Annotated in this window: 24 protein-coding genes, 1 other RNA gene and 2 riboswitches; of the genes, 18 read left to right on the top strand and 7 right to left on the bottom strand. The window is 35.2% G+C overall.

Annotation, left to right across the window (positions count from 1 at the left end):
- Positions 1-105: 105 nt before the first annotated feature.
- The 8 genes from MHH85_RS18400 (at position 106) to MHH85_RS18365 (ending at position 10,426) form a co-directional block, all read left to right on the top strand.
- Entirely contained in the window at positions 106-972 is an 867-nt protein-coding gene (locus MHH85_RS18400; RefSeq protein ID WP_340708201.1) for an aminoglycoside 6-adenylyltransferase, read from the top strand.
- 123 nt (positions 973-1,095) lie between these two features.
- Positions 1,096-1,274, top strand: a riboswitch (Lysine riboswitch).
- A 107-nt stretch (positions 1,275-1,381) separates the two neighbouring features.
- Positions 1,382-2,842 carry an amino acid permease gene (locus MHH85_RS18395; protein WP_340708009.1) on the top strand — a complete coding sequence of 487 codons (1,461 nt, stop codon included), beginning with the start codon at positions 1,382-1,384 and terminating at the stop codon, positions 2,840-2,842.
- Between the two features lie 552 nt (positions 2,843-3,394).
- Positions 3,395-3,496, top strand: a riboswitch (purine riboswitch).
- Between the two features lie 193 nt (positions 3,497-3,689).
- Entirely contained in the window at positions 3,690-4,277 is a 588-nt protein-coding gene (locus MHH85_RS18390) for a xanthine phosphoribosyltransferase (RefSeq protein WP_340708008.1), read from the top strand.
- Positions 4,274-5,566 carry a nucleobase:cation symporter-2 family protein gene (locus tag MHH85_RS18385; RefSeq protein ID WP_340708007.1) on the top strand — a complete coding sequence of 431 codons (1,293 nt, stop codon included), beginning with the start codon at positions 4,274-4,276 and terminating at the stop codon, positions 5,564-5,566. Before MHH85_RS18390 ends, MHH85_RS18385 begins: the two co-directional genes overlap by 4 nt.
- A 167-nt stretch (positions 5,567-5,733) precedes the next feature.
- The gene (locus MHH85_RS18380; protein ID WP_340708006.1) at positions 5,734-6,696 is read left to right on the top strand and encodes a bile acid:sodium symporter family protein; all 963 of its coding nucleotides are present in this window, start codon (positions 5,734-5,736) and stop codon (positions 6,694-6,696) included.
- 286 nt (positions 6,697-6,982) lie between these two features.
- Positions 6,983-8,221, top strand: a complete 1,239-nt coding sequence (locus MHH85_RS18375; protein WP_340708005.1) for an amidohydrolase — start codon at positions 6,983-6,985, stop codon at positions 8,219-8,221.
- Positions 8,221-9,435, top strand: coding sequence for an amidohydrolase (locus MHH85_RS18370; protein ID WP_340708004.1), 1,215 nt, complete (start codon positions 8,221-8,223; stop codon positions 9,433-9,435). Before MHH85_RS18375 ends, MHH85_RS18370 begins: the two co-directional genes overlap by 1 nt.
- 103 nt (positions 9,436-9,538) lie before the next feature.
- Positions 9,539-10,426 (top strand): DMT family transporter, encoded by an 888-nt coding sequence (locus MHH85_RS18365; protein WP_340708003.1) that lies wholly within the window; start codon positions 9,539-9,541, stop codon positions 10,424-10,426.
- Here MHH85_RS18365 and MHH85_RS18360 read toward each other — a convergent pair.
- The 6 genes from MHH85_RS18360 to MHH85_RS18335 all read right to left on the bottom strand — a co-directional run bounded on the left by MHH85_RS18360 (position 10,423) and on the right by MHH85_RS18335 (position 16,476).
- Positions 10,423-10,980, bottom strand: a complete 558-nt coding sequence (locus MHH85_RS18360; protein ID WP_340708002.1) for a DUF1273 domain-containing protein — start codon at positions 10,978-10,980, stop codon at positions 10,423-10,425. The two genes, MHH85_RS18365 and MHH85_RS18360, sit on opposite strands and share 4 nt — an antisense overlap.
- A gap of 176 nt (positions 10,981-11,156) precedes the next feature.
- On the bottom strand, positions 11,157-13,058 hold the full coding sequence (locus MHH85_RS18355; protein WP_340708001.1) for a DNA-binding protein: 1,902 nt from the start codon (positions 13,056-13,058) through the stop codon (positions 11,157-11,159).
- A 38-nt stretch (positions 13,059-13,096) separates the two neighbouring features.
- Positions 13,097-13,897 (bottom strand): phosphonate ABC transporter, permease protein PhnE, encoded by an 801-nt coding sequence (gene phnE, locus MHH85_RS18350; RefSeq protein ID WP_340708000.1) that lies wholly within the window; start codon positions 13,895-13,897, stop codon positions 13,097-13,099.
- Positions 13,894-14,700, bottom strand: coding sequence for a phosphonate ABC transporter, permease protein PhnE (phnE, locus tag MHH85_RS18345; RefSeq protein WP_403980119.1), 807 nt, complete (start codon positions 14,698-14,700; stop codon positions 13,894-13,896). The genes phnE (MHH85_RS18350) and phnE (MHH85_RS18345) overlap by 4 nt, the downstream gene beginning before the upstream one ends.
- Complete coding sequence (gene phnC / locus MHH85_RS18340) at positions 14,666-15,451, bottom strand: phosphonate ABC transporter ATP-binding protein (protein ID WP_193738160.1); 786 nt, start codon at positions 15,449-15,451, stop codon at positions 14,666-14,668. Before phnC ends, phnE (MHH85_RS18345) begins: the two co-directional genes overlap by 35 nt.
- 95 nt (positions 15,452-15,546) lie before the next feature.
- Positions 15,547-16,476: a phosphate/phosphite/phosphonate ABC transporter substrate-binding protein gene (locus tag MHH85_RS18335; RefSeq protein WP_340707999.1), complete on the bottom strand. Its 930-nt coding sequence runs from the start codon at positions 16,474-16,476 to the stop codon at positions 15,547-15,549.
- 180 nt (positions 16,477-16,656) lie between these two features.
- Between MHH85_RS18335 and MHH85_RS18330 the strand changes: the two genes are divergently transcribed.
- The 3 genes from MHH85_RS18330 to MHH85_RS18320 all read left to right on the top strand — a co-directional run bounded on the left by MHH85_RS18330 (position 16,657) and on the right by MHH85_RS18320 (position 20,050).
- Entirely contained in the window at positions 16,657-18,228 is a 1,572-nt protein-coding gene (locus tag MHH85_RS18330) for a bifunctional metallophosphatase/5'-nucleotidase (RefSeq protein ID WP_340707998.1), read from the top strand.
- Between the two features lie 191 nt (positions 18,229-18,419).
- Positions 18,420-18,881 carry a MarR family winged helix-turn-helix transcriptional regulator gene (locus MHH85_RS18325; RefSeq protein WP_340707997.1) on the top strand — a complete coding sequence of 154 codons (462 nt, stop codon included), beginning with the start codon at positions 18,420-18,422 and terminating at the stop codon, positions 18,879-18,881.
- 260 nt (positions 18,882-19,141) lie between these two features.
- Positions 19,142-20,050 carry a methyl-accepting chemotaxis protein gene (locus MHH85_RS18320; protein WP_340707996.1) on the top strand — a complete coding sequence of 303 codons (909 nt, stop codon included), beginning with the start codon at positions 19,142-19,144 and terminating at the stop codon, positions 20,048-20,050.
- A 148-nt stretch (positions 20,051-20,198) separates the two neighbouring features.
- Here the strand turns inward: MHH85_RS18320 and ssrS are convergent.
- Positions 20,199-20,394: non-coding RNA, 6S RNA (gene ssrS, locus MHH85_RS18315), on the bottom strand.
- 115 nt (positions 20,395-20,509) lie between these two features.
- Between ssrS and MHH85_RS18310 the strand changes: the two genes are divergently transcribed.
- The 7 genes from MHH85_RS18310 (at position 20,510) to MHH85_RS18280 (ending at position 26,651) form a co-directional block, all read left to right on the top strand.
- Positions 20,510-21,388 (top strand): LysR family transcriptional regulator, encoded by an 879-nt coding sequence (locus tag MHH85_RS18310; protein WP_193738165.1) that lies wholly within the window; start codon positions 20,510-20,512, stop codon positions 21,386-21,388.
- 170 nt (positions 21,389-21,558) lie between these two features.
- Positions 21,559-22,887: an LLM class flavin-dependent oxidoreductase gene (locus MHH85_RS18305; protein WP_340707995.1), complete on the top strand. Its 1,329-nt coding sequence runs from the start codon at positions 21,559-21,561 to the stop codon at positions 22,885-22,887.
- Between the two features lie 76 nt (positions 22,888-22,963).
- Positions 22,964-23,716, top strand: coding sequence for an amino acid ABC transporter ATP-binding protein (locus tag MHH85_RS18300; protein ID WP_340707994.1), 753 nt, complete (start codon positions 22,964-22,966; stop codon positions 23,714-23,716).
- Between the two features lie 24 nt (positions 23,717-23,740).
- Entirely contained in the window at positions 23,741-24,757 is a 1,017-nt protein-coding gene (locus MHH85_RS18295) for an LLM class flavin-dependent oxidoreductase (protein ID WP_340707993.1), read from the top strand.
- Positions 24,758-24,797: 40 nt separating this feature from the next.
- Positions 24,798-25,067: a glutaredoxin family protein gene (locus MHH85_RS18290; protein ID WP_340707992.1), complete on the top strand. Its 270-nt coding sequence runs from the start codon at positions 24,798-24,800 to the stop codon at positions 25,065-25,067.
- 49 nt (positions 25,068-25,116) lie between these two features.
- Positions 25,117-25,920 (top strand): transporter substrate-binding domain-containing protein, encoded by an 804-nt coding sequence (locus tag MHH85_RS18285; protein ID WP_340707991.1) that lies wholly within the window; start codon positions 25,117-25,119, stop codon positions 25,918-25,920.
- A gap of 26 nt (positions 25,921-25,946) precedes the next feature.
- Positions 25,947-26,651: an amino acid ABC transporter permease gene (locus tag MHH85_RS18280; protein ID WP_340707990.1), complete on the top strand. Its 705-nt coding sequence runs from the start codon at positions 25,947-25,949 to the stop codon at positions 26,649-26,651.
- Positions 26,652-26,668 lie beyond the last annotated feature (17 nt).

Here is a 26,668-nt window from a genome sequence, read left to right as displayed (position 1 = left end):
TTTTAAACCCACTAATTGACAAAGGTTAATTATATCAAAGAAAATGGATAATTATAATAAGGTGATTCAAAATAAAATTGCCAATTTAATATGGGGGTATTGATGATGAGAACAGCGCAACAAATGATGGATTTAATCCTAGGTGTAGCGGAAAATGATGAGCGCGTACGTGCCGTTTGTATGAATGGTTCAAGAACAAATATTAATGTAAAAAAGGATCCCTTTCAAGATTTTGATATCGTTTATATTGTGACGGATATTAAATCAATTACTAATAATCCTCATTGGGTAGATATTTTTGGAGAGAGAATCATTATGCAAACGCCAGAAGATATGGTGTTGTTTCCACCTGAACTGGGCGGGCGCTATACATATTTGATGCAATTTTCAGATGGGAACCGAATAGATTTGATGCTTATCCCTGTCGAAGAACAAGAAGCATATTGTAAAGAAGATAGTTTAACTACTATTTTGTTAGATAAAGATGGTTCGCTTCCTAAACTCCCTCCACCAACAGACGTCAATTATTGGGTACAATGCCCAACAGAAGAACATTATAAGGATTGTTGCAATGAATTTTGGTGGGTTTCTACATATATTGCGAAAGGTTTATGGAGAAAAGAAATGCTCTATGCACAAGCACATTTTAATAATACGCGTGAAATGCTGATTCAAATGCTTTCATGGCAAGTCGGAGTGCAATCAGACTTTTCTAGAAGCGTTGGTAAAAATGGCAAGGACCTAGAGTATCTGTTACCAAAAGAAGTGTGGGAGCAGTTACTCGCAACATATAACAATGCTAGTTATGATTCAGCATGGCAAGCACTATTTACTATGTGTGAATTGTTCCAAAGTACAGCAACAAATGTTGCTAATATGCTTTCATTTCAAAGTTATGGAGAAAGTGAGAAAGTGCTCAATTACTTAAAACATATTCAAAATCTACCGAATGATGCGAAAGTTATATTTTGAAGTCTTAACAAAAATTGACTTAAATTGTTTTAATATTCAAGAAAATTTACATCTTGAATATAGAACACTCTTGTATTATAATGGGGACATATTAAATTAATATATTGCAATGCCTCATCCATTCGATGAGGTAGAGGTCGCGGTATTAAAAAGTAAAATGGATGAGACGAAAAGCGTCGGGGATTCTATTTGAAAGGGAATATCGCCGAAGTGATTATAAGCTTTTTCTTATAATCATTGGGGCTGTTGCCGAAAGGTGCAGAACTGTCACGTCTTAGCAGGCGTGTTGAGCTATCTTTATCAAGGTTGATGGGCATGTTTCGATACCATCGCATATTCCTTGTGATGGTATTTTTTATGACATCAAGTTAACCTTCTTGCAATGAAAAATGGAAAGAGGAGATTCTTAATGAGTAATAAAAATAATGGCCAAAGCGTAGAAACGCAAGGTCTTAATAGAGGATTGAAAAGTCGTCACGTGACGATGATTTCACTTGGAGGAACAATCGGTACAGGGCTGTTCTTAGCAAGTGGTGGAGCTATCCACGAAGCGGGTCCAGGTGGAGCGTTATTAGCATATTCTTTAATTGGTATTATGGTGTTCTTCTTAATGACAAGTTTAGGGGAAATGGCAGCATTTATGCCTGTATCAGGTTCATTTAGTACTTACGCATCTAAATTCGTTGACCCAGCGCTTGGCTTTGCTCTTGGTTGGAACTACTGGTATAACTGGGCAATTACGATTGCAGCAGAAATTGCAGCGGTATCACTAATTATGAAATTTTGGTTCCCAGACGTATCATCATTTGTCTGGACAGCAGGATTTTTAGTAGTCATCTTCACTTTGAATGTCTTATCGATTAAAAGCTTTGGTGAAAGTGAATATTGGTTTTCACTAATTAAAGTCGTTACAATTATTGTCTTTATCATCGTTAGTTTCTTGATGGTATTTGGTTTAATGGGTGGACAAGACCCAGTTGGATTCAAAAACTTCTTCATTGAAGATGGTCCATTCCATGGTGGTTTCTTCGCAATGTTCGGTATTTTCTTAGCAGCAGGTTTCTCATTCCAAGGAACTGAACTACTTGGGATTACTGCGGGTGAAACAGATGATCCAGGAAAAAATATTCCGAAAGCTGTTCGTCAAGTTTTCTGGCGTATCCTTTTATTCTACATTTTAGCAATTTTAGCGATTGGCTTATTAATTCCATTTACTGATGAACGTTTAGCTAGTAGTGATATTACAGTTAGTCCGTTCACATTAGTATTTGAAAATGCAGGTATCGCGTTTGCAGCTTCAGTGATGAATGCGATCATTTTAACGGCTATTTTATCTTCAGGTAACTCTGGTTTATATGCATCATCACGTATGCTTTGGGAGCTTGCTAAAGATGGTAAAGCACCAAAAATGTTTACTAAACTAAACAAACGTGGAATTCCAATGGCTGCATTAGTAGCAACTTGTTTAGTTGCTTGTGTATCATTCATCGCTTCATTCTTTGGTGATGGTGTTGTCTACATTTGGTTGCTAAATGCTTCAGGTATGTGTGGATTTGTAGCTTGGCTAGGTATCGCAGTAAGTCATTACCGATTCCGTAAAGCGTATATCATACAAGGTCGCGATTTAAACGAATTACCTTATAAAGCAAAATGGTTCCCATTCGGTCCAATCTTTGCCTTTGTACTTTGTGCAATTGTTGTTGTTGGTCAAAACTATACAGCATTCACAGGTGACCATATCGATTGGTACGGTATCCTTGTTTCATATATCGGATTACCAATTTTCTTAGCCATTTGGTTCGGTTATAAAATTGTTCATAAAACGAAAATCGTTAAACTAGAAGATTGTGACTTTGATAGTCACCGTTAACCTAAAAAACTACGTAGCCTCTAAGCTGCGTAGTTTTTTGTTTTATTAATTCACATACATCTAAGGGAAGTAAAGAAATACATTAACTGAATGGCTTAAAATAATAGTGGAATAAGAAAAGTTATTGCAAATTCTGAGGCTTAATGACATACAGAGCTTCAATGTATCCACAGTTATTACAATACTCAGCAGATACAGGCGAGGATTTGCCTCTAGTATTGCTTGCTGGAACCATTTGAAGTATTACAGCACCACTGTGAAGTACCCCTTGTTTCATGTTGTCTGAGTCACATTTAGGACATTTACTCATATCACATCTTCAACTCCTTGAAATTGTCTTTTATGTTAAATAACTAAAGGAGAATTATAGCATAAGTTCTAATTTGCTGAGCTGAAATAAATGAGGTGCTTATATAGATGGAACTAGTTAAATACCACATAGTTCCTTTTGTTTTAGTGCTTTAAAAACGTGAAAAAGATTGAATAGTCTTTCATTATTTGTAAGGATTGAAATTCAAAATTTCAGTGCTATAATAGGAACATTCTATAACGAAAATCTTAATAGCATTCACTCATATAAAAGCGAGAATAAGGCTCGCAAGTTTCTACCGGTTTGCCGTAAACAAACTGACTATGAGAGGCAATGATATAGAAAATAAATGTCTAATGGCATTATTTTTCTATACCCAACGAACTTTTAGCTCGGGGGACTTTGCTCCACTCATAGTATGATTGGATGCATGGTTTCTGAGTTTTTTTATTATATTCTAATTGATACAAACGAGTATTAATGATTAATATAGTGCGAAATTTGGGAATCGCTAGGAAAAGAAGGGAGCGCCTAAACTTGAAGGCACTGCAGGACAAAATTGTACAAGATGGTAAAGTATTATCAGACACAGTATTAAAAGTTGATTCTTTCTTGAATCACCAAATTGATCCGAAACTTATGCAAGAAATCGGTGAAGAGTTTGCGAATCGCTATAAAGATGCAGGTTTAACAAAAATCGTTACAATCGAATCTTCAGGTATTGCACCAGCTACTATGGCGGGTCTTATTTTAGGTATACCCGTAGTATTTGCTCGTAAACGTAAATCTTTAACTCTAGCAGGAAATTTATATTCTTCAAAAGTTCACTCATTTACAAAAAATGAAACGAATGAAATTTCTGTATCAAAAGATTTCTTAAAATCAGATGACGTTGTACTAATTATTGATGATTTCTTAGCGAATGGAGAAGCTGTGAAAGGCTTACTTGATATCGTTGGACAAGCAGGCGCAACTGCTAGTGGCGTAGGAATTGTCATTGAAAAAGGTTTCCAAGATGGTGGTAAGCTACTTCGTGAAAAAGGTATTCGTATTGATTCTCTAGCAATCATTTCATCTTTGGAAGACGGTAAAGTAACATTTGCCGAAGGAGAATTGGCTCGATGAAAAACCTGAAATTAGTGACACTTGGGATTCAGCATTTATTAGCAATGTATGCAGGGGCTATTCTAGTTCCTTTAATCATTGGTAAATCTTTAGGTTTTGATTCAACGCAATTAACGTATTTAGTTTCCATTGATATTATGATGTGCGGTATTGCAACACTATTACAAGTGGTACGGGGTAAATTCTTTGGTATAGGTCTACCAATCGTTTTAGGTTGTACCTTTACGGCAGTAGCACCAATTATTGCAATTGGTAAAGGATATGGCTTATCCGCAATTTATGGTTCTGTCATTGCTTCAGGTCTAATTGTAGTATTGATTGCAAGTTTTTTTGGAAAGTTAGTACGTTTTTTCCCACCAGTTGTCACTGGTTCAGTTGTAACAATTATAGGAATCACTTTAATACCAGTTGCTATTAACAATATGGGTGGTGGCCAAGGAGCTAAGGATTTCGGTTCTGCTCCTAACATCGCGTTAGCATTTGGAACATTGATTACTATTGTTTTAATTTATCGATTCACAAAGGGATTTGCTCGTGCAATTTCTATTTTAATAGGATTAGTACTCGGAACAATTGCAGCAATCTTCATGGGTAAAGTTGACTTTACTCCAGTAATTGAAGCTGACTTTTTGCAAATGGTTCAGCCATTCTATTTTGGTACACCAACATTCCATTGGGAACCAATCGTTACGATGACACTTGTAGCATTAGTATCTTTAGTAGAGTCGACAGGTTCTTACTTTGCACTTAGTGATATATGTAAGCAACCTGTGACAGAAAAGGATTTAGCTCGTGGTTATCGTTCTGAAGGTTTAGCTTCTATTATCGGCGGTCTTTTCAACTCATTCCCATACACAGCATTTTCTCAAAATGTTGGGTTACTACAAATGACAGGCGTACGTACACGCAATGTTATTTTCGTCACAGGTGGGTTCCTAGTAACACTAGGTTTCTTGCCTAAAGTAGCAGCATTAACGACAATCATTCCAACGCCTGTACTAGGTGGAGCTATGATTGCAATGTTCGGGATGGTTATTGCTCAAGGTATTAAAATGTTAAGTACAACGATCAATCAATCTGAAGGTAATTCAATGATTATCGCTTGTGCAATCGGCATGGGCCTTGGTGTTACAGTTGTTCCAGATATCTTCAAAGTCTTACCTGATAGCGTTCAAATTCTAACAAGTAACGGTATCGTTGCAGGAAGTGTAACTGCTATCGTATTAAATATTATTTTTAATATGATCCCATGGAGAAGAGAAGAATCAAAGGAAGAATTAGTAGATTAGAAAGTTTAATATTATTTTAAGGTACATCACTTCTTTATAGTGATGTGCCTTTTTTTATTGCCGTAGATTACTAAAATACATTGTTTATAAATTAGATCATTAATTTAGTATGATAAATTAAAATCTCGAGCATATAATCTAATAAAATTGTAAAGGGGGTAAGTAACATGCAGACGATCGAAAAGATCGGAAAATTTGTTGGCGATACTTTCGCCATATGGATCTTGGTAATTGCAGGTCTAGCATTATATGCACCAGAGCAATTTACTTGGATTGGGCCTCATATTTCATTATTATTAGGAATTGTCATGTTTGGTATGGGTATGACATTGTCTATAGGAGACTTCAAATTGATTTTGAAGCAGCCAAAAGGGGTTATAGTCGGTGTTCTATCGCAATTTATAGTCATGCCATTATTAGCATACATACTAGCTAAATGTTTTAATTTATCCCCAGAAGTCGCAATAGGTGTCATCTTAGTTGGATCTTGCCCAGGCGGTACGGCTTCAAATGTTATGACGTTTTTAGCAAAAGGGAATACAGCATTATCTGTAACAGTCACTTCTATTACGACTCTACTTGCTCCACTTTTGACACCAGCTATTGTATTTTTACTAGCTAGTGAGTGGTTAAAAGTATCGGCAAGTGATATGTTCATCTCTGTTATTAAAATTGTGTTAATCCCAATTGTTTTAGGCATTGTTGTAAAATTAATATTCAAAAATAAAACAGATGCTGCGATTGGTGTTATGCCTTTGATTTCTGTTATTGCGATAGTGATGATTGTTGCTGCAGTTGTAGGTGGTAGTCGCGATAAAATTTTAGAAACAGGGCTATTAATATTTGCTGTTGTTATTTTACACAATGGTTTAGGGTTACTATTTGGATTCTTAATTGCAAAAGCACTGAAATTGAATTATGAAGATCAAAAAGCAATATCTATAGAAGTAGGAATGCAAAATTCCGGTCTTGGAGCAGCATTAGCAGTTGCTCATTTTAGTCCATTAGCTGCAGTTCCGAGTGCGATCTTCAGTGTATGGCACAATATTTCGGGTCCATTACTTGCAACTTATTGGAGCTGGAAGGCTAACAAAAAAACGTTAAAAGTATTAGATGGAAATAAAGAGTAGTAATTTAAGGCTATTCCACAGGTGTTAAACACCTCGTGGAATAGCTTTTTATTTTGCCATCACTAATATGAGTATCATGCTAGTTGTAGATAGTGAAAAACTACACCAAATTTTAGAAATTAAAATAGGCTCTACATTAATTTTAAATTAATTATGAAACTATTAATTACAGAAAATAGAGAATATAGAGACAATAGTATATGATTTACAAAATGAGAGAAATTTAAGTGCAATTTGTTGCTCATTGTAGTCAATTTAGTTTTATTCATATAGGAGGTAGAAAGTAATGCAGAAACTATTGATAAAAAATGCTAAGTTAGAAACCGGTTTTAGCTATATAAATGGTCATATTGTAAATACGCAAACTGAGATTTTTGATGTATTAATTATGAATGGACAAGTAACTGAAATCGGGAAAGATATCCTGTCTTCAAATATTGAGGTTTTAGATGCTCAAGAATCTTTATTAATGCCTGCCTTTAGAGAAATGCATATTCACGTTGATAAAACATATTTTGGTGGTCCTTGGAAGGCTTGTAGACCAGCTATGAAAGGTATTTTCACTAGAATAGAAGAGGAGGGAGAATTATTACCTGCTCAACTTCCTGTAGCACTTCAGCGTGCGGAAAATATGATTCAATTCCTACTTTCACAGGGACATACACACATTAGATCACATTGTAATGTGGATCCACAAATCGGTACAAAGCATATAGAAATAACGAAAGAGGCATTTCAAAAATTTGAAGGACAAGTTACTTATGATATTGTAGCCTTTCCTCAGCACGGATTATTACGTTCGGGTGTTGAACCATTAATACGTGAAGCAATGAAAATGGGTGCCACATTAGTTGGTGGTTTGGATCCTTCTGTCATAGATCGTGACATCGATAGATCATTGCATACAACTATGGATATAGCAGTGGAAGCAGGAACTGGTATTGATATGCATATTCATGATCCAAATACACTTGGTGCTTTTGAATTCTATCAATTGGCGAAATTAACAAAAGAGGCTAACAAAGTTGGACAAGTAACAATTAGTCATGCAATGGCTTTAGGTGATTTAGAAGGTAAAGAATTAGAAGCATTAACGGCGACTTTAGCAGATGCTCAAATTGATGTCACTTCAACTGTGCCAATTGGTCGAACAACTATTCCAATTCCATACTTATATGATAATGGGGTAAAAGTTTCGCTTGGACACGACAGTTTAACCGATCACTGGTCACCATTTGGGACAGGGAATACTGTAGAAAAGCTAAATACATTTGTAGAAAGATTTAAATGCATTGATGAATACTCTCTTAGTCGTTGCTGGAAATATGCATCAGGTGGAATTACCCCACTAAATGATGTAGGTATGAGAGTTTGGCCTCAAGTGGGAGATCTAGCGAATATAGTATTACTTGATGCAGAGTGTTCAGCACATGCTGTAGCAAGAAGAAGACCAATTACACATGTTATTTCACAAGGTCAACTTATTTTCACCAATGAAGAACTAGTAGGACAGGAGGGGCAATAATGAGTAACGTACAATGGCTTTCAAATGTGAAATTAGAAGTAGGAGATAGAGTCTTACCAAATGGCACAGTTGAAACTGAAACAGCATTATTCCATATTAAAATAACTGAGGGTAAAATAACAAAATTAATTTCTACTTCTGAAAATATTCCTTTTAATGAAGATAGTATCGATATGAAAGAAAAACTTGCCGTTCCAACATTTAAAGAGATGCATAATCATCTTGATAAAACATATATGTCTTTAGGATGGAGAGCTTGTACACCTGTGGCCAACTTAAAAGAACGATTGGCACATGAGGCAAGCGAACTACCTTTACTTGCTGATTCTACACAGCAAAGAGCGACAAAAATGATTGAAACAATTTTAGCAAATGGTGCGACGCATATTCGAACACACGTTAATATTGATCCTTATATCGGACTGAAAAATTTAGAGGGTGTTATTGCAGCACTTGATACATTTAAAGGTAAAGTAACTGCAGACATTATTGCTTTCCCGCAACATGGTTTACTTCGAGATCATGTTCCTGCTTTAATTAGAGAAGCAATGCGTAGTGGAGCAACAATGGTTGGGGGATTAGACCCAGCAGGAATTGATAATGCAATTGAAAAATCTTTATATGAAACTATGAATATAGCTACAGAATTTGATGCAGATGTTGATATTCATCTTCATGATGGCGGACATGTAGGCTATTATACAGTGGATAAATGGGTAGACATTATTGAGGATGCAAATTATTATGGACGTACAGCTTTAAGCCATTCTTTTTGTTTAGGTGAAGTATCTATTCCTGAACAAGAGAAAATTGCAACACGTTTAGCAGAAAATAATGTTGCTATTATGTCCACGGTTCCTATTAACTTAAAGAGAGTTATTCCACCAATCGATTTACTAGATCGGTACGGAGTAAAAGTGAATTTTGGTTGTGATGGATTCTTTGATTCTTGGAGTCCATATGGCTCTGGGGACGTTCTAGAAAAAGTTACTCGCTTTTGTGAGTTAACGCGTAAAATTGATGAGAAATCACTTAGAAATGCTTTGAAATGGATTACAGGAGGAATTACAGCTTTAGACCAGGATGGTCGAAAAGTTTGGCCTAATGTTCAGGATGATGCAGACTTTGTATTCTTTGATGCCGCTTCTTCAGCAGAAGTAGTTGCTCGAAAGCCGCTTAAGCGAACTGTTATGGTGAATGGTCAATTTGTATAAATAATGAGAGGATAACCCGAAAGGAAACGGTGATTGTTGCATTTCCTAGAGGGTATCCTCTTAGCGTTTTAGAAAAGCTGAAAAATTGTAGAAAGGTATTTTTATGAAAAATCAATTAGTTACGTATTTCATTCTATTTTGTTGTGTTTTTGCTTGGGGTAGTAATTTTATTTTTGGTGCAATATTAGTAAATGTATTTGCTCCAAGTGTTATTGCATTTATTAGACTAATTTTTATAGTGCTATTTTTATGGAGCATTACTTTTAGAGATGTAAGAAATTATAGGCTATCTAAAAAGGGGTTTCTAATATTAGTTGTTGCGGGGCTTATTGGTATTACACTTAATCAATGGAGTTTTTATGCAAGTTTACAATATTCAGAACCAGTTAAAGCAGCGCTTATTTTAGCATTGTCTCCTATAATGACGGCGATTTTATCTGTAGCCTTTTTTAAAGAGCGAAAGAAAAAAGTATTTTGGTTCGGTTCATTAGCTGCTTTACTAGGTGTTTGGCTAGTCATAACGAATGGTTCGTTTGTGACAATACACTTTGGTAAAGGTGAGCTATTAATAACATTAACAATGCTATCCTTTTCTATTTTCCTCATTTTTGTTCAACAACTTTCAAAATCGATGCCACCCGGCGTCATAACTTTTTATAGTAATATTTTTGGTTTAATTGGGTTGCTACCATTTGTGCAGTGGAAGTATATGGAGCAAGCTCTTACAGTGCCATTATCATATTGGTTACTTTTGATAGTCACAGCGATTATTATGCACGGCCTATGTACTTATCTTTGGAATAACTCGATTCAGAAAGTAGGAGCATCTAATGCATCGTTGTTGATGAATTTGGAACCATTTATTGCGATGGTTGTTGGTTTAATTGTACTGGGAACGCCAATTGAATTATTTCAATTATTGGGTGGAATTGTAATTGTGTGTGGAGTTACGATTTCATTGAGAACTAAAAAACTCTCCTCTAAAAACTAGTCCCATTCTTTCATCTGTTCTTCTTCAGCAACAACCTGTAGATCATAGGCGTTAATGTTAAGAATTGTGTAATCATGCTTGTCGGCATACAGCTCGGCAAGCTTTTTTATATATTTAGGAGAACCGTCGTTTTCTTCATCATAAATAATGAGAATACCATCTGAATTTTTTATAAGAAATTTATTTTTCTCGATAAATTGCCAAGGGGCTTCATATGGACGCTTCGTTAAACTCGTCACAAAGTTGGCTTTTGCCGCAATCATATCGTATTTTTCTTGTTTTTGTTCATTCCAATTCTTTTGTTGATCCAGAAATGGCGTGATAATCGCATATTTTAACTCTGGATATTCAATTTGCAGTTCTTGTACAATTTCTGCTGCCCAAGTTTCTACACCAAGTTGACCGCTTAAAATAACCCATTCCAATCCATCGTTAATTAATGAAATCAATTGATTATGTATTGACTTCTTTATAATCGGTATACCAGGGTGTTGATCATTAAAAATGCCTAGCTCATGTGCTTTGTAGCCAGTGATGACTATACGTTTTAGCATAAAGTGCCTCCTTTGTGGATTTATAATGCTATAAAGTATTTTACATGCTTTGTGAAGGAATGGAAAAGTATATGCAAGTATTAAAATAGAGAAAAAAGAACCTATTTGAAAGTTAACCTCCCAAATAGGTTCCATAATTGTTTAATCACTTCTAAATTGATCAACTTTAATATTATTTAGTCCAAATCCACTGTATTGGTTAATACATTATTTCCAGAACCTAAACGGAGGCGAAGGTTTGCTGTTGTACTTGAAACAGATGGATTCAGACGAAGGTAAATTGTTTTTGTTGCGCGTCCGTTTTCATCTGCAGTTAATGCACCTATGTCACCATAACCAAAGTTCGCGGGCCAAGAACCATCAGTTCCTTGAACTTTTGAAATACTTTGCCCACCTGCAAGGTAGACTTGAATTTGCCCATTTAACACTTGAGAATTGGGCGTTAATCCATTCAGTACAACCTGAATAGGGAAAGGGTCTCCGTTTTTTGAAAGTGATTTCGGAGTAAGTACAATATATGGATCTGTTAAAGCTGAAAGAGAAACTGTTTTTGTTACAACATTATTACCCGAACCTAAGCGTAAGCGAATAGTCGCTTCATTAGCTGTAGTTGATGGGTTTAAACGCATCATGATGGTTTTACGAGCTTGACCAGTACTATCTGCAGTTAATGTTCCTGTACTGCCGTAACCATAATTTGTAGGCCAAGTTCCATCAGTTGCTTGAACTTGCGAAATACTTTGCCCACCTGGTAAATATACTTGAACTTGCGCATTTGTGACTTGAGAGTTTGGAGTTAATTGATTGAGCACAATCTCTACAGGAAAAGGTATACCCTCTAAAGGAATAGTGCTCGGTGTATTTACACTGTATTGAGCACTAGGTAATGGTGGCGTATTCGTATTCGCTCCATAAGAACCTTTTTTAAATGTTGATGTATCATACCATTTATAATTAGCTGCAGGAGCACGCCATGGTTCTGCTTGTGTTTCAGTTGATAGTTCTGTAGTTTCTAATGGTAGAATCGGTGAAGTTTGATCTAAAGTAATTGAAGTAGATGTGAAATCTGTATAAACTTCTTTTTGTGCCAGCCAATCCACTACTTTTACAAGTAATTCCCCATTATCTTTTTCTGTAAAACCTGAGTAAGTACGCTTAGTACTACCGTTTTCTTCGTTTAGATATTTTGGTGTGTCATCTTCAACAGGTGAAGAATCTCCGATGAAGGCAGATTTTCCAAGTGCTTTTTTTCCGATAGCAACAAATGGTCCTTCATTTATGCCTCCTCCAAAATAGACTCCTTGATCGACAGCGCTATTCCATTTATTTGCAGCTGAAGTTAAACCGTTTGGCAAATAGACAATTCCTTTTGCTAATGAAGGATTGGTAATGGCTAATGTTGAGCCAGCATGGATGGATACTTCATTAATTCCAGTAGTAATACCGAAAGACTCTGTTGCAGGAACAATCATATTGGCAATAGTATTATCGACAGCATTGAATCGGAAGCGAACGCCAAATTCATCACTTAACCAATCGGAACTTTCGACCCCAGCCATTGCAGCAATTTCATCTTGCGACATCCCTTTCGTAGGGTTGTTAAATGCACCTCTGCGCCAGCCATTCATGACTTCATTGGAGTCCCAGCGATTTAAATTTCTATCTGCATTGTAGTGGTCAGCGATAAAAAATACACCCCCACCTTGCTCTGCAAATGTAGCAATTGCTTCTTGTTCAGATTTCTTAAAAGGAATTTGAGCTTCTGGAATTACGAATACATCATAACCTTGTAAGTCTTGTAATGTTAAAGGGTTAGCACTACGATGCTCTTTAACATAATAATCTTCGGCAACTAGTGCATTAGCAAAATCTGAAAATGCTCCATTAATGACCCAATCTGATTGCCCGGCAGTTTGGCCATGACTATTATCAAATAACACTTTTTTCCCATTCGGTGTTGTTGGAACTAATACGGGTGCTGGATCAGAAGAGTTCTCTGCAAAACTGGTGTCCATATTGGCAACTAACGCAAGGAACGCAATAAATGCAATAATACTTCGTAGCAGAATTCTTTTCATTTCAGTTTCCTCCTAATGGTTGATTTTGAGACAAGAGTTTAAACGATTCTTTTTCGAATCGAGCTAGAAATCATATCAATAATCGTGACCATCACAATAATGCCCAATAAAATAATACCGACTCTATTCCAATTGCGTGATTGAATAGCGAATATTAACGGTGTTCCAATACCTCCGGCTCCAATAATACCTAACACACTGGCAGAGCGAAGGTTGATCTCAAAGCGATACAATGTATAAGATATAAAGCCAGGAATTACTTGTGGTACAACGGCAAACCATAACATTTGGATTGGGTTCGCTCCAGTAGCTTTTAATGCTTCAGTTGGTCCAAGATCTATGTTTTCAATTTCTTCAGCAAATAATTTACCAAGCATCCCAATAGAGTGAAGTCCTAAAGCAAGTACACCTGCAAAAGAACCTGGCCCTACAACTTTGATGAATATTAATGCCATGACCAACTCAGGAAATGTTCGGATGAAACTCAACATGAATTTTCCGGTTTGAGTCAGTATTACCCCTTTGGATAAATTATTTGCAGCCCAAAATGCAAATGGGACACATAAGAATGCAGAGACGAAAGTTCCTAATACGGCTATCGCTAATGTATCAAGTAACCCGCGTAGTAAATCTTCACCTTCAGGTAAATAAACATAATCCCAATCTGGAGAAAAAAGACCATTAATAATAGCTTTCGAAATTTGTCCAGCTGTTTCTTTAAATCCATCTAAGGGAACACCAGATAATGCCCACACATATACCAGGAATAACACAATATAGATTGACCAGAGTTTCCATCTCGAACGTTTTGGTTTTATAGGATAGGCTGCATTCTTCATAATAATTTCTCCCGTAGCTTCATACTTACGTAATCGATTGCCAAAACAACAAGTAATGTACAAATGATAATTGTACTTACTTTATCGTATTCTAAAAATCCAAGCGTTTTATCATAGTATTCTCCTATACCACCTGCACCTACTAGTCCTAAAATGGCTGCTGCCCTTACATTAATCTCAAGAGCATATAGCACAAAGGAAACGTAGTAGGGCGTTACTTGTGGTACTACTGAATAGACAATCCACTGTATCTTATTAGCCCCAACAGCTGTCATGGCTTCTAGTGGACCAGGATCTATGCCTTCCGTAGCTTCATAAGTGAGCTTCGCAATAATGCCCATCGAAAAAATTCCTAAAGCAAATATCCCGGGTAACGGACCTAATCCTAAAATCGCTACAAAAATCGCTGCGAGTAAAAGTTCTGGGATGGTCCGGATAAGATTCAAGATGAAACGTATAGGATAATAGAGTGCTTTGTTCTTGAATACATTACTTGCTGAAAGCAGAGCGAATGGAATAGCTAGAATTGCCCCAATTGTAGTTCCTAATAAAGCCATGCGAATGGTATCTAGCATTGGGGGGACTACATTATCAAAATAAGCCCAATTCGGTGGTACCATTTGTATTAATAAATCAAACATATTCGAAAAACCATGAATGAAATCCAAAAGAGACGACTCAGTTTGCCATAAACTCCATGCAAATAGCAGTATTAGGAATAGAGCAGTCCATACATGTTTTTTCTTTCGCATACTCATACTTGAAAGTTCAGTGTGAGATGGGTAAGTTAACGCTTTCCTCATTATTCTTCACCTCAAACGGTTGGCCATAAATTTCTTTAAAGCGTTCATCTGTTGCCTGTTCTACAGGACCATCGAAAACTACACGCCCTTCTTGTAGCCCTACAATTCGTGTAGCATATTGTCTTGCTAATTCGATAGAATGTAAGTTAACTACCAAAGTGATACCAAGCTCAACATTAATAGTTTTTAAATCTTCTAAAACTTGTACCGTTGTTAATGGATCTAATGAAGCTACAGGCTCGTCCGCTAGAATGATTTTGGCTTCTTGGGCTAGTGCACGTGCAATAGAGACACGTTGCTGCTGACCTCCGGATAATTGGTCGGATCTTGAATATGCCTTGTCGATAATATTGACCCGTTCTAGTGCACGCATTGCTAACTCTTTATCTTCTGGCGGGAATAGGCCAAGTATGGTGCGCATTGTAGAATGATAACCGACACGACCCGCGAGTACATTTCGGATGACAGTAGATCGTTTTACTAAATTGAAGCTTTGGAAAATCATCCCTATATCCCTACGGATTTTAAGGAGTTGTTTACCTTTTGCTTTTGTTATGGAAGTATTGTCTATGATAATCTCACCTGAAGTAATCTCGTGCAGGCGATTGATAGAACGAAGAAAAGTGGATTTACCAGCGCCGGATAAACCAACGATTACGACAAATTCACCTTTTTTAATCGTTAAATTAATATTATCAAGTCCGACAACGCCATTTGGATAAATTTTAGATACTTGTTTGAATTCAATCACGTAATTTCCACAACCTCCTTTATACAATTTCAATTGAATGATGAATAAGGGGGTATATTAAGTGGGTGAATCCCATTAATACACCCCTATAGTAATTACTCTGTTTTTACTTTCTCTGCATATTCACGAACAATATCAAATTTACTATCATCAGATTTTACATAACCTTCATGTGTATAGATTTCTTTAATAATTTCATGACCTTTAGGATCTTTACCGATATTGATAAATGCATCGGTAATTTTTTCTGCCCATTTTTTATTCATATCTGAACGAACAGCAATCGTATCATTAGGTATCATCTCAGTAAATTCGATTACTTTTGTATCCTTGAAAACAGTTGGATAATCTTTCATAACAGTATTACGTGCATCTTGGAATACAACGGCTGCATCTACATCCCCATTAAGAACAGAAATAATGCCTTGATCATGCCCTTTAACTGTAACGCCTGTAACATCTTTTAGTGGATCGATTCCATTAGCTAGTAATGTTGCAGCAGGCCATACGTAACCAGCAGAAGAAGTAACATCTTGGAATGCAATTTTTTTGCCTTTCAAATCATTTACACTATTAATTTTAGAATCTGCTTTTACAACGAAAAGAGACTTATAGCCATCAACTAATTGATCTGTTGGTTGCCCTGATGCATCATCAACTCCGTAGCGTTGTGATTGTAAAATGACTTCTGCTGCTCCTTTTTCTTTTGCTAAAACATAAGCGCTAGGAGGCAAAAACCCAACATCAACTTTTTTAGAGTCCATTGCTTCAATAATCGTGTTGTAGTTTGTTGAAACACTTACTTTAACTGGAATGCCAAGCTCATCACTAAGCAATTTTTCTAAAGGTTTTGCTTTTGCTTCAAGTGTATCTGCTGTTTGAGAAGGTACAAATTGAACCGATAATTCTTTTGGTACATAGCCGTCCTCTTTACTAGCACTATTTTCATCATCCTCGCTACACCCAACTAAAAGCCCTGTAGTTATCGCTAACATAGCGGTAACTATACCTAATTTCTTAAACATAAAATGAAAACCTCCTAATGTAAGTTTATTGAATTAAATTACATTTGAAATATAACATTCTAATGTTAACTATATGTCAATATGATGTAAATATTACCAAATGAAGTCAGGGTAGTTTATAAGTTTTGTTAATATAAGAAGCGAAGTGAAAATAGTAATGAAGATTTTTGGAGGAGGGTCATGATGAAAGAAACAAAGATTCATCTGCTGATAACAAGTGATATTCATGGATATGTATACCCAACATTATATCGAGATAAAACAGAAGAACCTATGGGGTTAGCAAAAATAGCGACCATTGTTCAACAAAGAAGAAGGGCAGGGCAAGTGTTATTGATAGATAATGGAGATTTAATACAAGGTAGTCCGCTAACGTATTTTCATTCCAAATTTCACTCGGAAATAGATAATCCAATCATTCAAGTAGCGAATTATTTAAGCTATGATGCTGCTATTTTTGGCAATCACGAATTTAACTTTGGATTAAAAATATTATCAAATGTTGTTGAGCAATCTCAATTTCCGTGGTTAGGCGCAAATATTGTTCATCAAGATAGTGCTGAACCATATTTCGGGAAGCCATATATTATTAAAGAGATAGAAGGTATTAGACTCGCGATTCTTGGGGTTACGACACACTTTGTACCGTTATGGGAAGAGGCCGCTCATATAGAAGGTTTACGATTTGAAGATGCTTTGCAATCAACTGAATATTGGTGCAATCACATACATCAAAAAGAAAAAGTGGATGTGTTAATTGTTGCGTATCATGGTGGATTTGAGCGCCATTTAGAAACAGGGGAAATTACAGAACAAGATACTGGAGAAAATCAAGGCTATGCTATTTGTGAAAAGATACCAAGCATTGACGTTCTCATTACAGGCCATCAACATCGCTTGCTAGCTGATAAATTGAATGGAGTTTCTATCATACAACCAGGAACACAAGGACAGGCACTTGGAGAAATTATTCTTTCCATTTCTCACAATCCAAGCGGGAAGGTAGTAAGGGTAGAGCATGAATCAAAGCTCATTACAATTGATGAAAGTGTTCCAGCAAATATGGCTACACTCGAGGCTATTGCGACAATTCAAGAGGAAACGGAGCAATGGTTGGATCAAAGAATTGGTGAAATTCAAGGGGATATGCAAATTGTGAATGCTTTTCAAACACGTTTGGCAGACCATCCTTATGTAGAGTTTATAAATAAACTTCAAATGAAAGTTACAGGAGCAATGATTTCGAATACAGCGTTATTTAATAACGAGGCAAACGGTTTTAGCAATTCTGTCACAATGCGTGATATTGTTTCGAATTATATTTATCCAAATACATTAAAAGTACTTCAATTGACAGGGCAAGATATAAAAGATGCGCTAGAGCAATGTGCAACTTATTTTATTGAAAATAATGGAGAAATCATTGTAAATCCGATTTTTGCTGAACCTAAAGCTCAGCATTATAACTACGATATGTGGGAGGGAATTGAATACGAATTGAAGATTTCCAATCCTATTGGTGCACGAGTTACAAAACTTTTATACGAAGATTCACCAATAGATATGGATAGACAATTTTCAGTGGTGATGAATAGCTATCGTGCAAGCGGGGCAGGTAATTTTGAAATGTTCAAAGGAAGACCTATTTTAAAAGAAATTCAAACAGATATGACCGAACTCATAGCAAATGAATTACTAGAAATGAAGGAAATTACAGCAACTTGTAATAATAATTGGCGGGTAGTTTTGTAGCGTATATTCACTATTTTATATATTTAGAAGTAAAAAATGCATGTATATTTACATGCGTTTTTTCTTATTTATCTGCAGTTACATAAAGGAAAATTACTAGTGCAAAAGATATTCTGACTAAAAATTTACATTTCGAAAAATATAAAATAAAATATATATCGTACACGATATATATTTATGGAGAGAGTAATGTGAAGAAATCATTTAAATTAGACAACCAGCTTTGTTTTGAAGTTTATAAGGCAGCAAATCAATTTACAAAATTATATCGCCAAATTTTAGAACCTTTTGACTTAACATATCCACAATATTTGGTACTTTTAGTTCTTTGGGAGAAGGATCAATTATTAGTGAAACAGCTTAGTGAAAAGGTGTGTTTAGGCATAGGGACACTAAATCCGATAATTAATAAGTTAGTTGATAAAGGGTGGGTAACAAAGGAAATTTCTACTCAAGATAAGCGGGCTATCATTGTATCACTTACAGAAAAAGCACAGCTACAAGAAACATTAATTACCGAAGAAATTCTCAATAAAGTATCGGAATGTGAAACATTAATAGTGCAAGACGGGGTATTGAAATCACGGTTAAATAAATTAAACGAGTTATTAACACAACTAAATGAAATGGATGGAAAAGGTGAGTATTTATAATTTTGAAGAGATATTAGCTGATGAGACAATATAGTTTTGAAGAGGAAATTCTAAAACATTTATAGAATATAAGATTTACACAATTGGACTTTCTAGTAGGCAACAGCATTATTACATAATTTTAGATATATAACAGCACTGTCATATTGGAACGAGAATAAAAATTAATTCAATCAACTTATAAATTTTTATAGAAAAATTTAAGAGAAATACGTTGAGTAATATTGCCATGAATATTCAAATAAGAGGGGTTGGTTAATATGAATGTGATTGATAATCAAGTGACAGATGAACTAGTAGTGAAAGCCATTGAAAAAAATTTAGCTATTATCCGATTTGATTTAAATAGAAAAGTAGCCTACGTAAATAATCTTTTTGCACAAACTTTAGGGTATAGTGTGGAAGAAATGTACGGGAAGAATCATAAAGAATTTTGTTTTCCATCCTTCGTAAACAGTGTGTCATATGACCGATTTTGGAAAAGTTTATTATCAGGGAAGAGCTTTCAAGATAAAATTGAGCGGATGGATGCTAAGGGAAATCGAGTATGGCTAGAAGCGACCTATATGCCTATCTTTGCTGAAAATAGTAATAAGATAGTAGGTGTTTCGAAAATTGCTACTAATATAACAGAGCGCCAGAATATGATTAGGGAAGTAGCTGGCGATTTAAAAGGCATGTCCAAACAGCTACATAATCGTTCCGAAGCAGGAATAATGAGAAGTCAAGAATTGCGTGAGACGATTAATCGTATTGCAAGAGAATCAGAAGAAAATACAGTTAATTTAGTGAGTTTACAAAGTCAAGCTGATTCTATTAAAGGGATCGTGAAAACCATTCGTGAAATTGCTTCCCAAACAAATTTATTAGCATTGAATGCGGCAATTGAAGCTGCTAGGGCAGGAGAGCATGGTCGAGGTTTTGATGTTGTTGCAAAGGAAGTAAGAAAACTGTCTGAAAAGGTAGCCCATTCAATTTCCGAAGTGAGAGATAATGTTGAAGGAATTACTTTGGAAATTGAAAAAGTAACAGGAAGTATAAATCGAGTATCTCAAAGCGTGGAGCAGACGCATGACCAAATCAATGTAGCAATACAAGACTTTGCAGAAATATCAACTTCTGCTGAAGCATTAGACGAAAAGGCGCAGAATTTTACGGAAGTTATTTAAAGAGATATAAATATGAAAGAAAACGTTCATGAACGTACACACCGTACTAAGTGAACGTTTTTTTGCAATAGTTGGACTTGAATAGAAAGTGAAAATTGAATAAAAAAAACCAGTTCCCTTAAAGGAAACTGGTTTGATAATTTAAAGTTAATAAGCCGCGTATGCCGTAATTTTTTAATATTGAAAGTTTTAAACCACCACTCCTCAAAGTGGGTGTTCGCAGAGGGTTTCATGTTTGTCCGCATTAACAATGGAATGCGGCATGCCAGTCCTTCCTCAATTAAAACTCCCTTTTACAGCTTAAAGGTTAAAACTTAATATGATTACGAACAATGCAGCTTGTATTCATATAATACTGCAAAATTGCTGCGACTGCAAGAACGATGATTGCATAGTATTTACTTTCTTTTTCAAGTACACTAAAGACTGAAAAATGGAATAATAAAGGGAGGTAAATAGATGAATATTGATCATTTAGAAGCCTTTATGTATGTCGTGCATTTGCAGAGCTTTCATAAAGCATCGAAGGCGTTATTCTTATCACAGCCTACAGTTACAGCGCGAATTAAAACATTGGAACGTGAATTGAATACGGAGTTATTTGAAAGGCAAGGAAGAGGAGTAATACTAACTCAGCAAGGGAAGGATTTTATTCCATATGCTCAGCAAATCATTCAAACATTTAATGATGGAAAACAGCAAATGAAACATCGAGAGAATCAGCATGAAATTGTAATTGGGGCAAATATAATAACTTCTCAATACTTTATTCCATTTGCTTTGCCTTTTTGGAAAACGCAAAATCCTGAGTTACGGTTTAAATTTGTATCAGCTACAAATGATGTGTTATTAGAAAAGTTGTTGAATAAGCAAATTGATATGGCTTTTATGAAACAGTTAACAAGTGAAGGTATTCAACAAGATAGTATACTTGATAATTCCGTGAGATTGATTGTTAGTCCGGGACATTCTTTATTAGGTAAGCAAATGATTGACGCAAAAGTACTTGCAGAGGAACCAATGGTGTTTTTTGAGTGTGGTGCCTTTGATTGGAATTTGATTTATAAATTGTTTGAGGTAGAGCAGGTAGAACCTCGTATTGAATTTAAAGTAGATCATTTAGAAGTAGCAAAATCACTCATAAAAAATAAACACTGCATTGGATTCTTACCTTATTTAAGTGTGAAGGATGAGCTTGCAAGAGGTGAACTAGAAGAAATAGATACTTCTCATTTGTTGTTGATAAAGCAACATGTCTATTTAACATATTTTCAAAGTGAAGCGGTGGAACTACTTCGTAAAGATATAAATCGCTCTATAAATGCATTTCTACAATGAAAAATAGATTGATAGAAATTTTTAATCAATTATTAATTTTTCCTATCATTATTACTCTTGTCAGCCCTATAAGAAAAATGTTAGTATTATCCACAATTAGAAAACGTATAATTCTTATAAGTTAACTTGTAATTAAAAATTATGCGGAATTGAAAATGGGAGGTATTAGTATGGCTGGAAAGCGACAAATCAAATTCGGTGCGATTATTCATGGTGTTGGTGGTAATATTTCAGGGTGGCGTCATCCGAAAGTGTTAACAAATTCAAGTGTAAATTTAAATTTTTATACGCAACAGGCACAAAAGGCAGAGGAAGGAAAATTTGATTTAGTATTTATAGCAGATGGTCTATTCATAAATGAGAAATCAATTCCACATTTCTTGAATCGTTTTGAGCCGATAACTATTTTGTCAGCGTTAGCTGCGCTTACTTCAAAAATAGGTCTTGTTGGAACAGTCTCTACTTCTTATAGCGAACCTTTTACAATTGCACGTCAATTTGCCTCACTTGATCATATTAGTAATGGTCGTGCAGGTTGGAATGTCGTAACAACCCCATTAGAAAATACAGCATTAAATTACAATAAAACTGTGGATGAACATCCTGATCATGCAAAACGTTATCGAATTGCGGAAGAGTATTTAGAGGTTGCAACAGGTCTTTGGGATTCTTGGGATGATGATGCATTTGTTGGAGATAAAGAAAATGACCAATTTTTTGACCCGTCTAAGTTACACCAACTTAGTCATCAAGGAGAATTCTTCTCTGTGCAAGGACCGTTGAATATTGGTCGCACAAAGCAAGGGCAGCCAGTTATTTTCCAAGCAGGTTCTTCAGAAGCAGGAAAACGCTTAGCAGCTAAAGATGCCGATGCCATTTTCACAATGGCTAAAACTTTGCAGGAAGCACAAGGGTTTTACCAGGATGTTAAAGAACAAGTTAAAACTTTTGGTCGCAATCCTGATGAAGTTGTTATTTTGCCAGGAATCTCTCCAATTATTGGTGATACTGAAGAGGAAGCAGAAAGAAAATATGAAGAATTAGCAAATTTAGTGTCTATTGAACGAGCACTAGCATACTTGGGGCGCTATTTTGATCATCACGACTTTTCTCAATATCCACTAGATGAAGCATTCCCTGATTTAGGAGATATAGGAGCAAATAGCTTCCGTAGTCATACAGATCGTATAAAAAAAGAAGCAATTGAGCAGAAATTAACATTACGTCAAATTGCGTTACGAGAAGCAACACCACGTACACAATTTATCGGTACACCTGACAAAATTGCAGATTTAGTACAGCTATGGTTTGAGGAGCGTGGAGCAGATGGTTTTATTATAGCAGCTACATTGCCAGACGCATTGGATGATTTTGTTGATAAAGTTGTACCAATTTTACAACAGCGTGGTATTTATCGAGAGGACTATGAAGCTGATACTTTAAGAGGAAATTTAGGATTGCCATTCAAACAAAGTCGCTATATAAAGCAAACAGTTTAAAATTTATAGATTAAAACCAAGTTATTCAATTTGAATAGTAATGATTTATAAAAAAAGTATTGAGAGGAGGTATTAGATGATTGATATTAAAGAATTACGTAAAAGTTTTGGACATAATGAAGTGCTAAAAGGAATTAATATCAAGGTTGATAAGGGGGAGATTATTTCTATTTTAGGACCGAGTGGTTCTGGAAAGACAACACTTTTAAGATGCCTAAATTATTTAGAAAAACCAGATGGAGGCACTGTATCAATCGGTGATATTTCTATTAATTCCGGTAAGGTAAATAAAAAGGAAATTATTAATTTGCGAAAAAAATCTGCAATGGTTTTTCAAAGCTATAACTTATTTCAACATAAAACAGTACTGCAAAATGTAATGGAAGGTTTAATTGTTGTACAAAAAAGAAATGCCAAAGAATCAAAAGAAATTGCATTAGAAGTACTACAAAAAGTAGGGCTAAAAAGTAAAATAGATTCCTATCCTAGTCAATTATCAGGAGGGCAGCAACAACGTGTAGGGATTGCTAGGGCACTTGCCTTAAATCCCGATGTTATTTTATTTGATGAGCCTACATCGGCCTTAGATCCAGAATTAGTTGGAGAGGTATTAGAAGTAATCGCTAAAATTGCTAAAGAAGGAAAAACGATGATTATCGTAACTCATGAAATGAACTTTGCTAGAGAAATATCTGACAGAATTATTTTTATGGATAACGGTGTTGTAGTAGAAGAAGGGACACCAAAAAATATATTTGTTGAACAGAAAGAAGAACGTACAAGACAATTCTTAAAAAGGATGACTCCCGAGTTGGATTATTCTATTTAAGGAGAAAAGAGGAGAGTTAAAACGATGGCGTATAAAATTGGAATTCTTGATCAAAGTCCAGTCATTGAAGGATCTTCTAATCATGATGTTTTACAACAGTCAGTAAAATTAGCACAGCTTGCAGAAGACTGGGGATATGAGCGATTTTGGGTATCGGAACATCATAATTCAGTTGATGTTGCAGGTTCATCCCCTGAAGTATTGGTATCTTACTTATTAGCTAAAACAAAAAGAATTAGAATTGGTTCTGGAGGTGTGATGCTTCAACATTATAGTCCTTATAAAGTAGCAGAAAACTTTCATGTTTTGTCTACTCTAGAACCGGGGCGTGTAGACTTAGGGATTGGCAAAGCACCAGGTGGGTTACCATTATCTACGAAAGCTCTACAATATGGAACAGTCAATAATGGTGAAGATTTTGATGAACGTTTAATATTCTTACAGCAATTAATAGATAACAAAATTCCCGAAACGCACCCTTTAGCAGGAATTCAGGCTACTCCCATACCACCTAGTAAACAGGAATTATATTTGTTAGGTGCTAGTCCAAACAGTGCAAAATTAGCTAGGGAATTAGGAATAACATTTGTATTTGCACGCTTTATCAATAGTGATGATAGCATTATTGCTGAGGCATCGAAAGTGTATAAAGAAAATAATAAGAATGGAAAGTTCATCGTAGCTGTAGCAACAATTGCAGCAACAAGTTCACAAGAAGCAAGAATATTAGCTGAGAACCAAAAGATTGTAAAAGTACATTTAGCGAGTGGACGGAGTTTGACTTTAAATTCGCATGAAGCGGCGGACAAATTCGGCCAAGAGTCCGGTGAGGATTATGAGGTGAAGGAATATGCCGCGAATATAATTGCTGGCACAGCTACTGAAGTGAAGAGTACGCTAGACCAACTGCATCAGTTATACAGTATAGATGAATTTATTTTACATACACCTATACCTAAAAGTGAAGAGCGTTTAAAGTCTTTTGAATTATTAAGTCCAAAATCTTTAGCAACAATGGTACACAAAGAAGTATCAATATAATAGCTATTAAAAAAAATATTATATTCCGGGGGTAGATAGCATGTCAGAAAATTTATCTATTATAATTTGGTCAAAAGAAGGCTGTAGCTATTGTGATGATGTAAAAAAATATTTAGTTGAGAAAGAGTTAGCTTATAAAACAGTGGATGTCACTAATAGTGATCATTTAAGAGATATTTTAGATGTAAAATACGGTGTACGTCACGTACCTGTTGTAGAAATTGGTCAAGGAAATGTATATCGTGGAGTAACGGAAGTAGGAATAGAGCATTTGCAAGAAGCATTAGATGAAGTATTAGTTTTGGATTAAAACCAAGTAAACAAATAAACATTTAGTTATTTAGGTGGGAGGGAAAATAATGAAGAAACTATGGTTTTGGAGTCTTTTATTTGTAATTGCTTTATTGAGTGCTTGCTCATCAGAGTCAGTGGATGATAAAGAAGGAAGTTCAACAAAGGTTCAGAAAATCATTGTTGGTACGGGTACTCAATTCCCAAATATATGTTTTATAAATGATGAAGGAAAGTTGACGGGGTACGATATCGAGATTGTAAAAGCGATAGATGAAAAGCTACCGGAATATGAATTTGAATTTAAAACGATGGAGTTTTCAAATTTATTATTAAGCTTAGAAACTAAAAAAATTGACCTTATTGCGCATCAAATGGAAGTGAATAAAGAAAGAGAAGAAAAGTTTTTATTTAATAAAGAACCGTATAATGTTTTTCCTTTAAAAGTGACCATTCATCAAGGAAATAAGGATATTAAATCGATTAATGATTTAGCAGGGAAAAAAATTAGTGTTACTCCAACTAGTAATTCAGCTGTTTTCATTGAAGAATACAATAAAAAACATAATTTAGGAGCGACGATTAATTACGGAACTAACACAACTGATATTATCAATCAACTTAAAACAAATCGTATAGATGCTATTATTTCAACACCGTTTGCAGCTGAATTTTATAATGAGCAAGCAGATGCAGAGCAAGAAGTAGTTGGGGAAACATTACTAAATTCTAAAGTGTATTTCTTACTCAATAAGGATGAAACAACACTTTCAAATAGAGTGGATGAGGCACTTAGAGAGTTAAAGAAAGAGGGAGTTGTTAGCAAATTGAGCGAGAAATGGCTAGGAGCAGATTATTCTGTTGAGTTTTAAATAATAGTTTGGAAGGAAGCGAGTGGATGGGGAAAGTATTTGATCCGGCATTAATTATTGAATTTATTCCTACATTAATAAAATACTTGGGTATTACTCTAGAAATTTTAATTTATTCTATAATACTTGGAATTTTAATTGGTATAGTTGCGGCTATACCAAAGTTGTTTCATATTCCAATATTAAAGCAATTGATTACTTTATATATATCATTTATTAGAGGTACACCTATACTTATTCAGTTATTTCTTGTTTACTATGGGCTACCAGCAGTTTTAATGATATGGAATATAGATATTACAAGAATGGATGCACTCTATTTCGTTATTATTACTTATTCACTAAGCAATGGAGCAATTTTTGCAGAGATATTTCGCAGTGCCATTTCAGCTATCAATTATGGTCAAACGGAAGCAGCTTATTCAATAGGAATGACTCGTTTTCAAAATTTCTATAGAGTTATTTTTCCACAAGCAATTAGAATCGCATTTCCTAATATCTCGAATTCTATAATAGGTTCTTTAAAGGATACTTCTTTAGCTTTTACAATTGGTGTAATGGATATGATGGGGAGGGGCGAGACGTTAATCGCTTCAACTGCACATGCTTTAGAAGTGTATATTTCTTTAGCAATTGTTTATTACATTGTTGTAGTGATTTTAGAGAAAGCATTTAAAATTTCCGAGAGATATTTAAATCGTTATCAACCAAGTGAAACAGCTACTATTTGAGAAGGGGTGTAAAGTAA

It is taken from the genome of Viridibacillus sp. FSL E2-0187 (assembly GCF_038006425.1).
In the GTDB taxonomy this organism is placed as follows: domain Bacteria; phylum Bacillota; class Bacilli; order Bacillales_A; family Planococcaceae; genus Viridibacillus; species Viridibacillus arvi.
Note: the sequence above shows the minus strand (reverse complement) of the source record. Positions and strands in the feature narration are given on the sequence as shown.

Bases quoted from the DNA above. Each gene is read 5' to 3' on its own strand.
- MHH85_RS18400 (WP_340708201.1), top strand. From the start codon at position 106: ATGAGAACAGCGCAACAAATGATGGATTTAATCCTAGGTGTAGCGGAA.
- MHH85_RS18395 (WP_340708009.1), top strand. From the start codon at position 1,382: ATGAGTAATAAAAATAATGGCCAAAGCGTAGAAACGCAAGGTCTTAAT.
- MHH85_RS18385 (WP_340708007.1), top strand. From the start codon at position 4,274: ATGAAAAACCTGAAATTAGTGACACTTGGGATTCAGCATTTATTAGCA.
- MHH85_RS18380 (WP_340708006.1), top strand. From the start codon at position 5,734: ATGCAGACGATCGAAAAGATCGGAAAATTTGTTGGCGATACTTTCGCC.
- MHH85_RS18375 (WP_340708005.1), top strand. From the start codon at position 6,983: ATGCAGAAACTATTGATAAAAAATGCTAAGTTAGAAACCGGTTTTAGC.
- MHH85_RS18370 (WP_340708004.1), top strand. From the start codon at position 8,221: ATGAGTAACGTACAATGGCTTTCAAATGTGAAATTAGAAGTAGGAGAT.
- MHH85_RS18365 (WP_340708003.1), top strand. From the start codon at position 9,539: ATGAAAAATCAATTAGTTACGTATTTCATTCTATTTTGTTGTGTTTTT.
- MHH85_RS18360 (WP_340708002.1), bottom strand. From the start codon at position 10,980: ATGCTAAAACGTATAGTCATCACTGGCTACAAAGCACATGAGCTAGGC.
- MHH85_RS18355 (WP_340708001.1), bottom strand. From the start codon at position 13,058: ATGAAAAGAATTCTGCTACGAAGTATTATTGCATTTATTGCGTTCCTT.
- phnE (WP_340708000.1), bottom strand. From the start codon at position 13,897: ATGAAGAATGCAGCCTATCCTATAAAACCAAAACGTTCGAGATGGAAA.
- phnE (WP_403980119.1), bottom strand. From the start codon at position 14,700: ATGAGGAAAGCGTTAACTTACCCATCTCACACTGAACTTTCAAGTATG.
- MHH85_RS18335 (WP_340707999.1), bottom strand. From the start codon at position 16,476: ATGTTTAAGAAATTAGGTATAGTTACCGCTATGTTAGCGATAACTACA.
- MHH85_RS18330 (WP_340707998.1), top strand. From the start codon at position 16,657: ATGATGAAAGAAACAAAGATTCATCTGCTGATAACAAGTGATATTCAT.
- MHH85_RS18320 (WP_340707996.1), top strand. From the start codon at position 19,142: ATGAATGTGATTGATAATCAAGTGACAGATGAACTAGTAGTGAAAGCC.
- MHH85_RS18310 (WP_193738165.1), top strand. From the start codon at position 20,510: ATGAATATTGATCATTTAGAAGCCTTTATGTATGTCGTGCATTTGCAG.
- MHH85_RS18305 (WP_340707995.1), top strand. From the start codon at position 21,559: ATGGCTGGAAAGCGACAAATCAAATTCGGTGCGATTATTCATGGTGTT.
- MHH85_RS18300 (WP_340707994.1), top strand. From the start codon at position 22,964: ATGATTGATATTAAAGAATTACGTAAAAGTTTTGGACATAATGAAGTG.
- MHH85_RS18295 (WP_340707993.1), top strand. From the start codon at position 23,741: ATGGCGTATAAAATTGGAATTCTTGATCAAAGTCCAGTCATTGAAGGA.
- MHH85_RS18290 (WP_340707992.1), top strand. From the start codon at position 24,798: ATGTCAGAAAATTTATCTATTATAATTTGGTCAAAAGAAGGCTGTAGC.
- MHH85_RS18285 (WP_340707991.1), top strand. From the start codon at position 25,117: ATGAAGAAACTATGGTTTTGGAGTCTTTTATTTGTAATTGCTTTATTG.
- MHH85_RS18280 (WP_340707990.1), top strand. From the start codon at position 25,947: ATGGGGAAAGTATTTGATCCGGCATTAATTATTGAATTTATTCCTACA.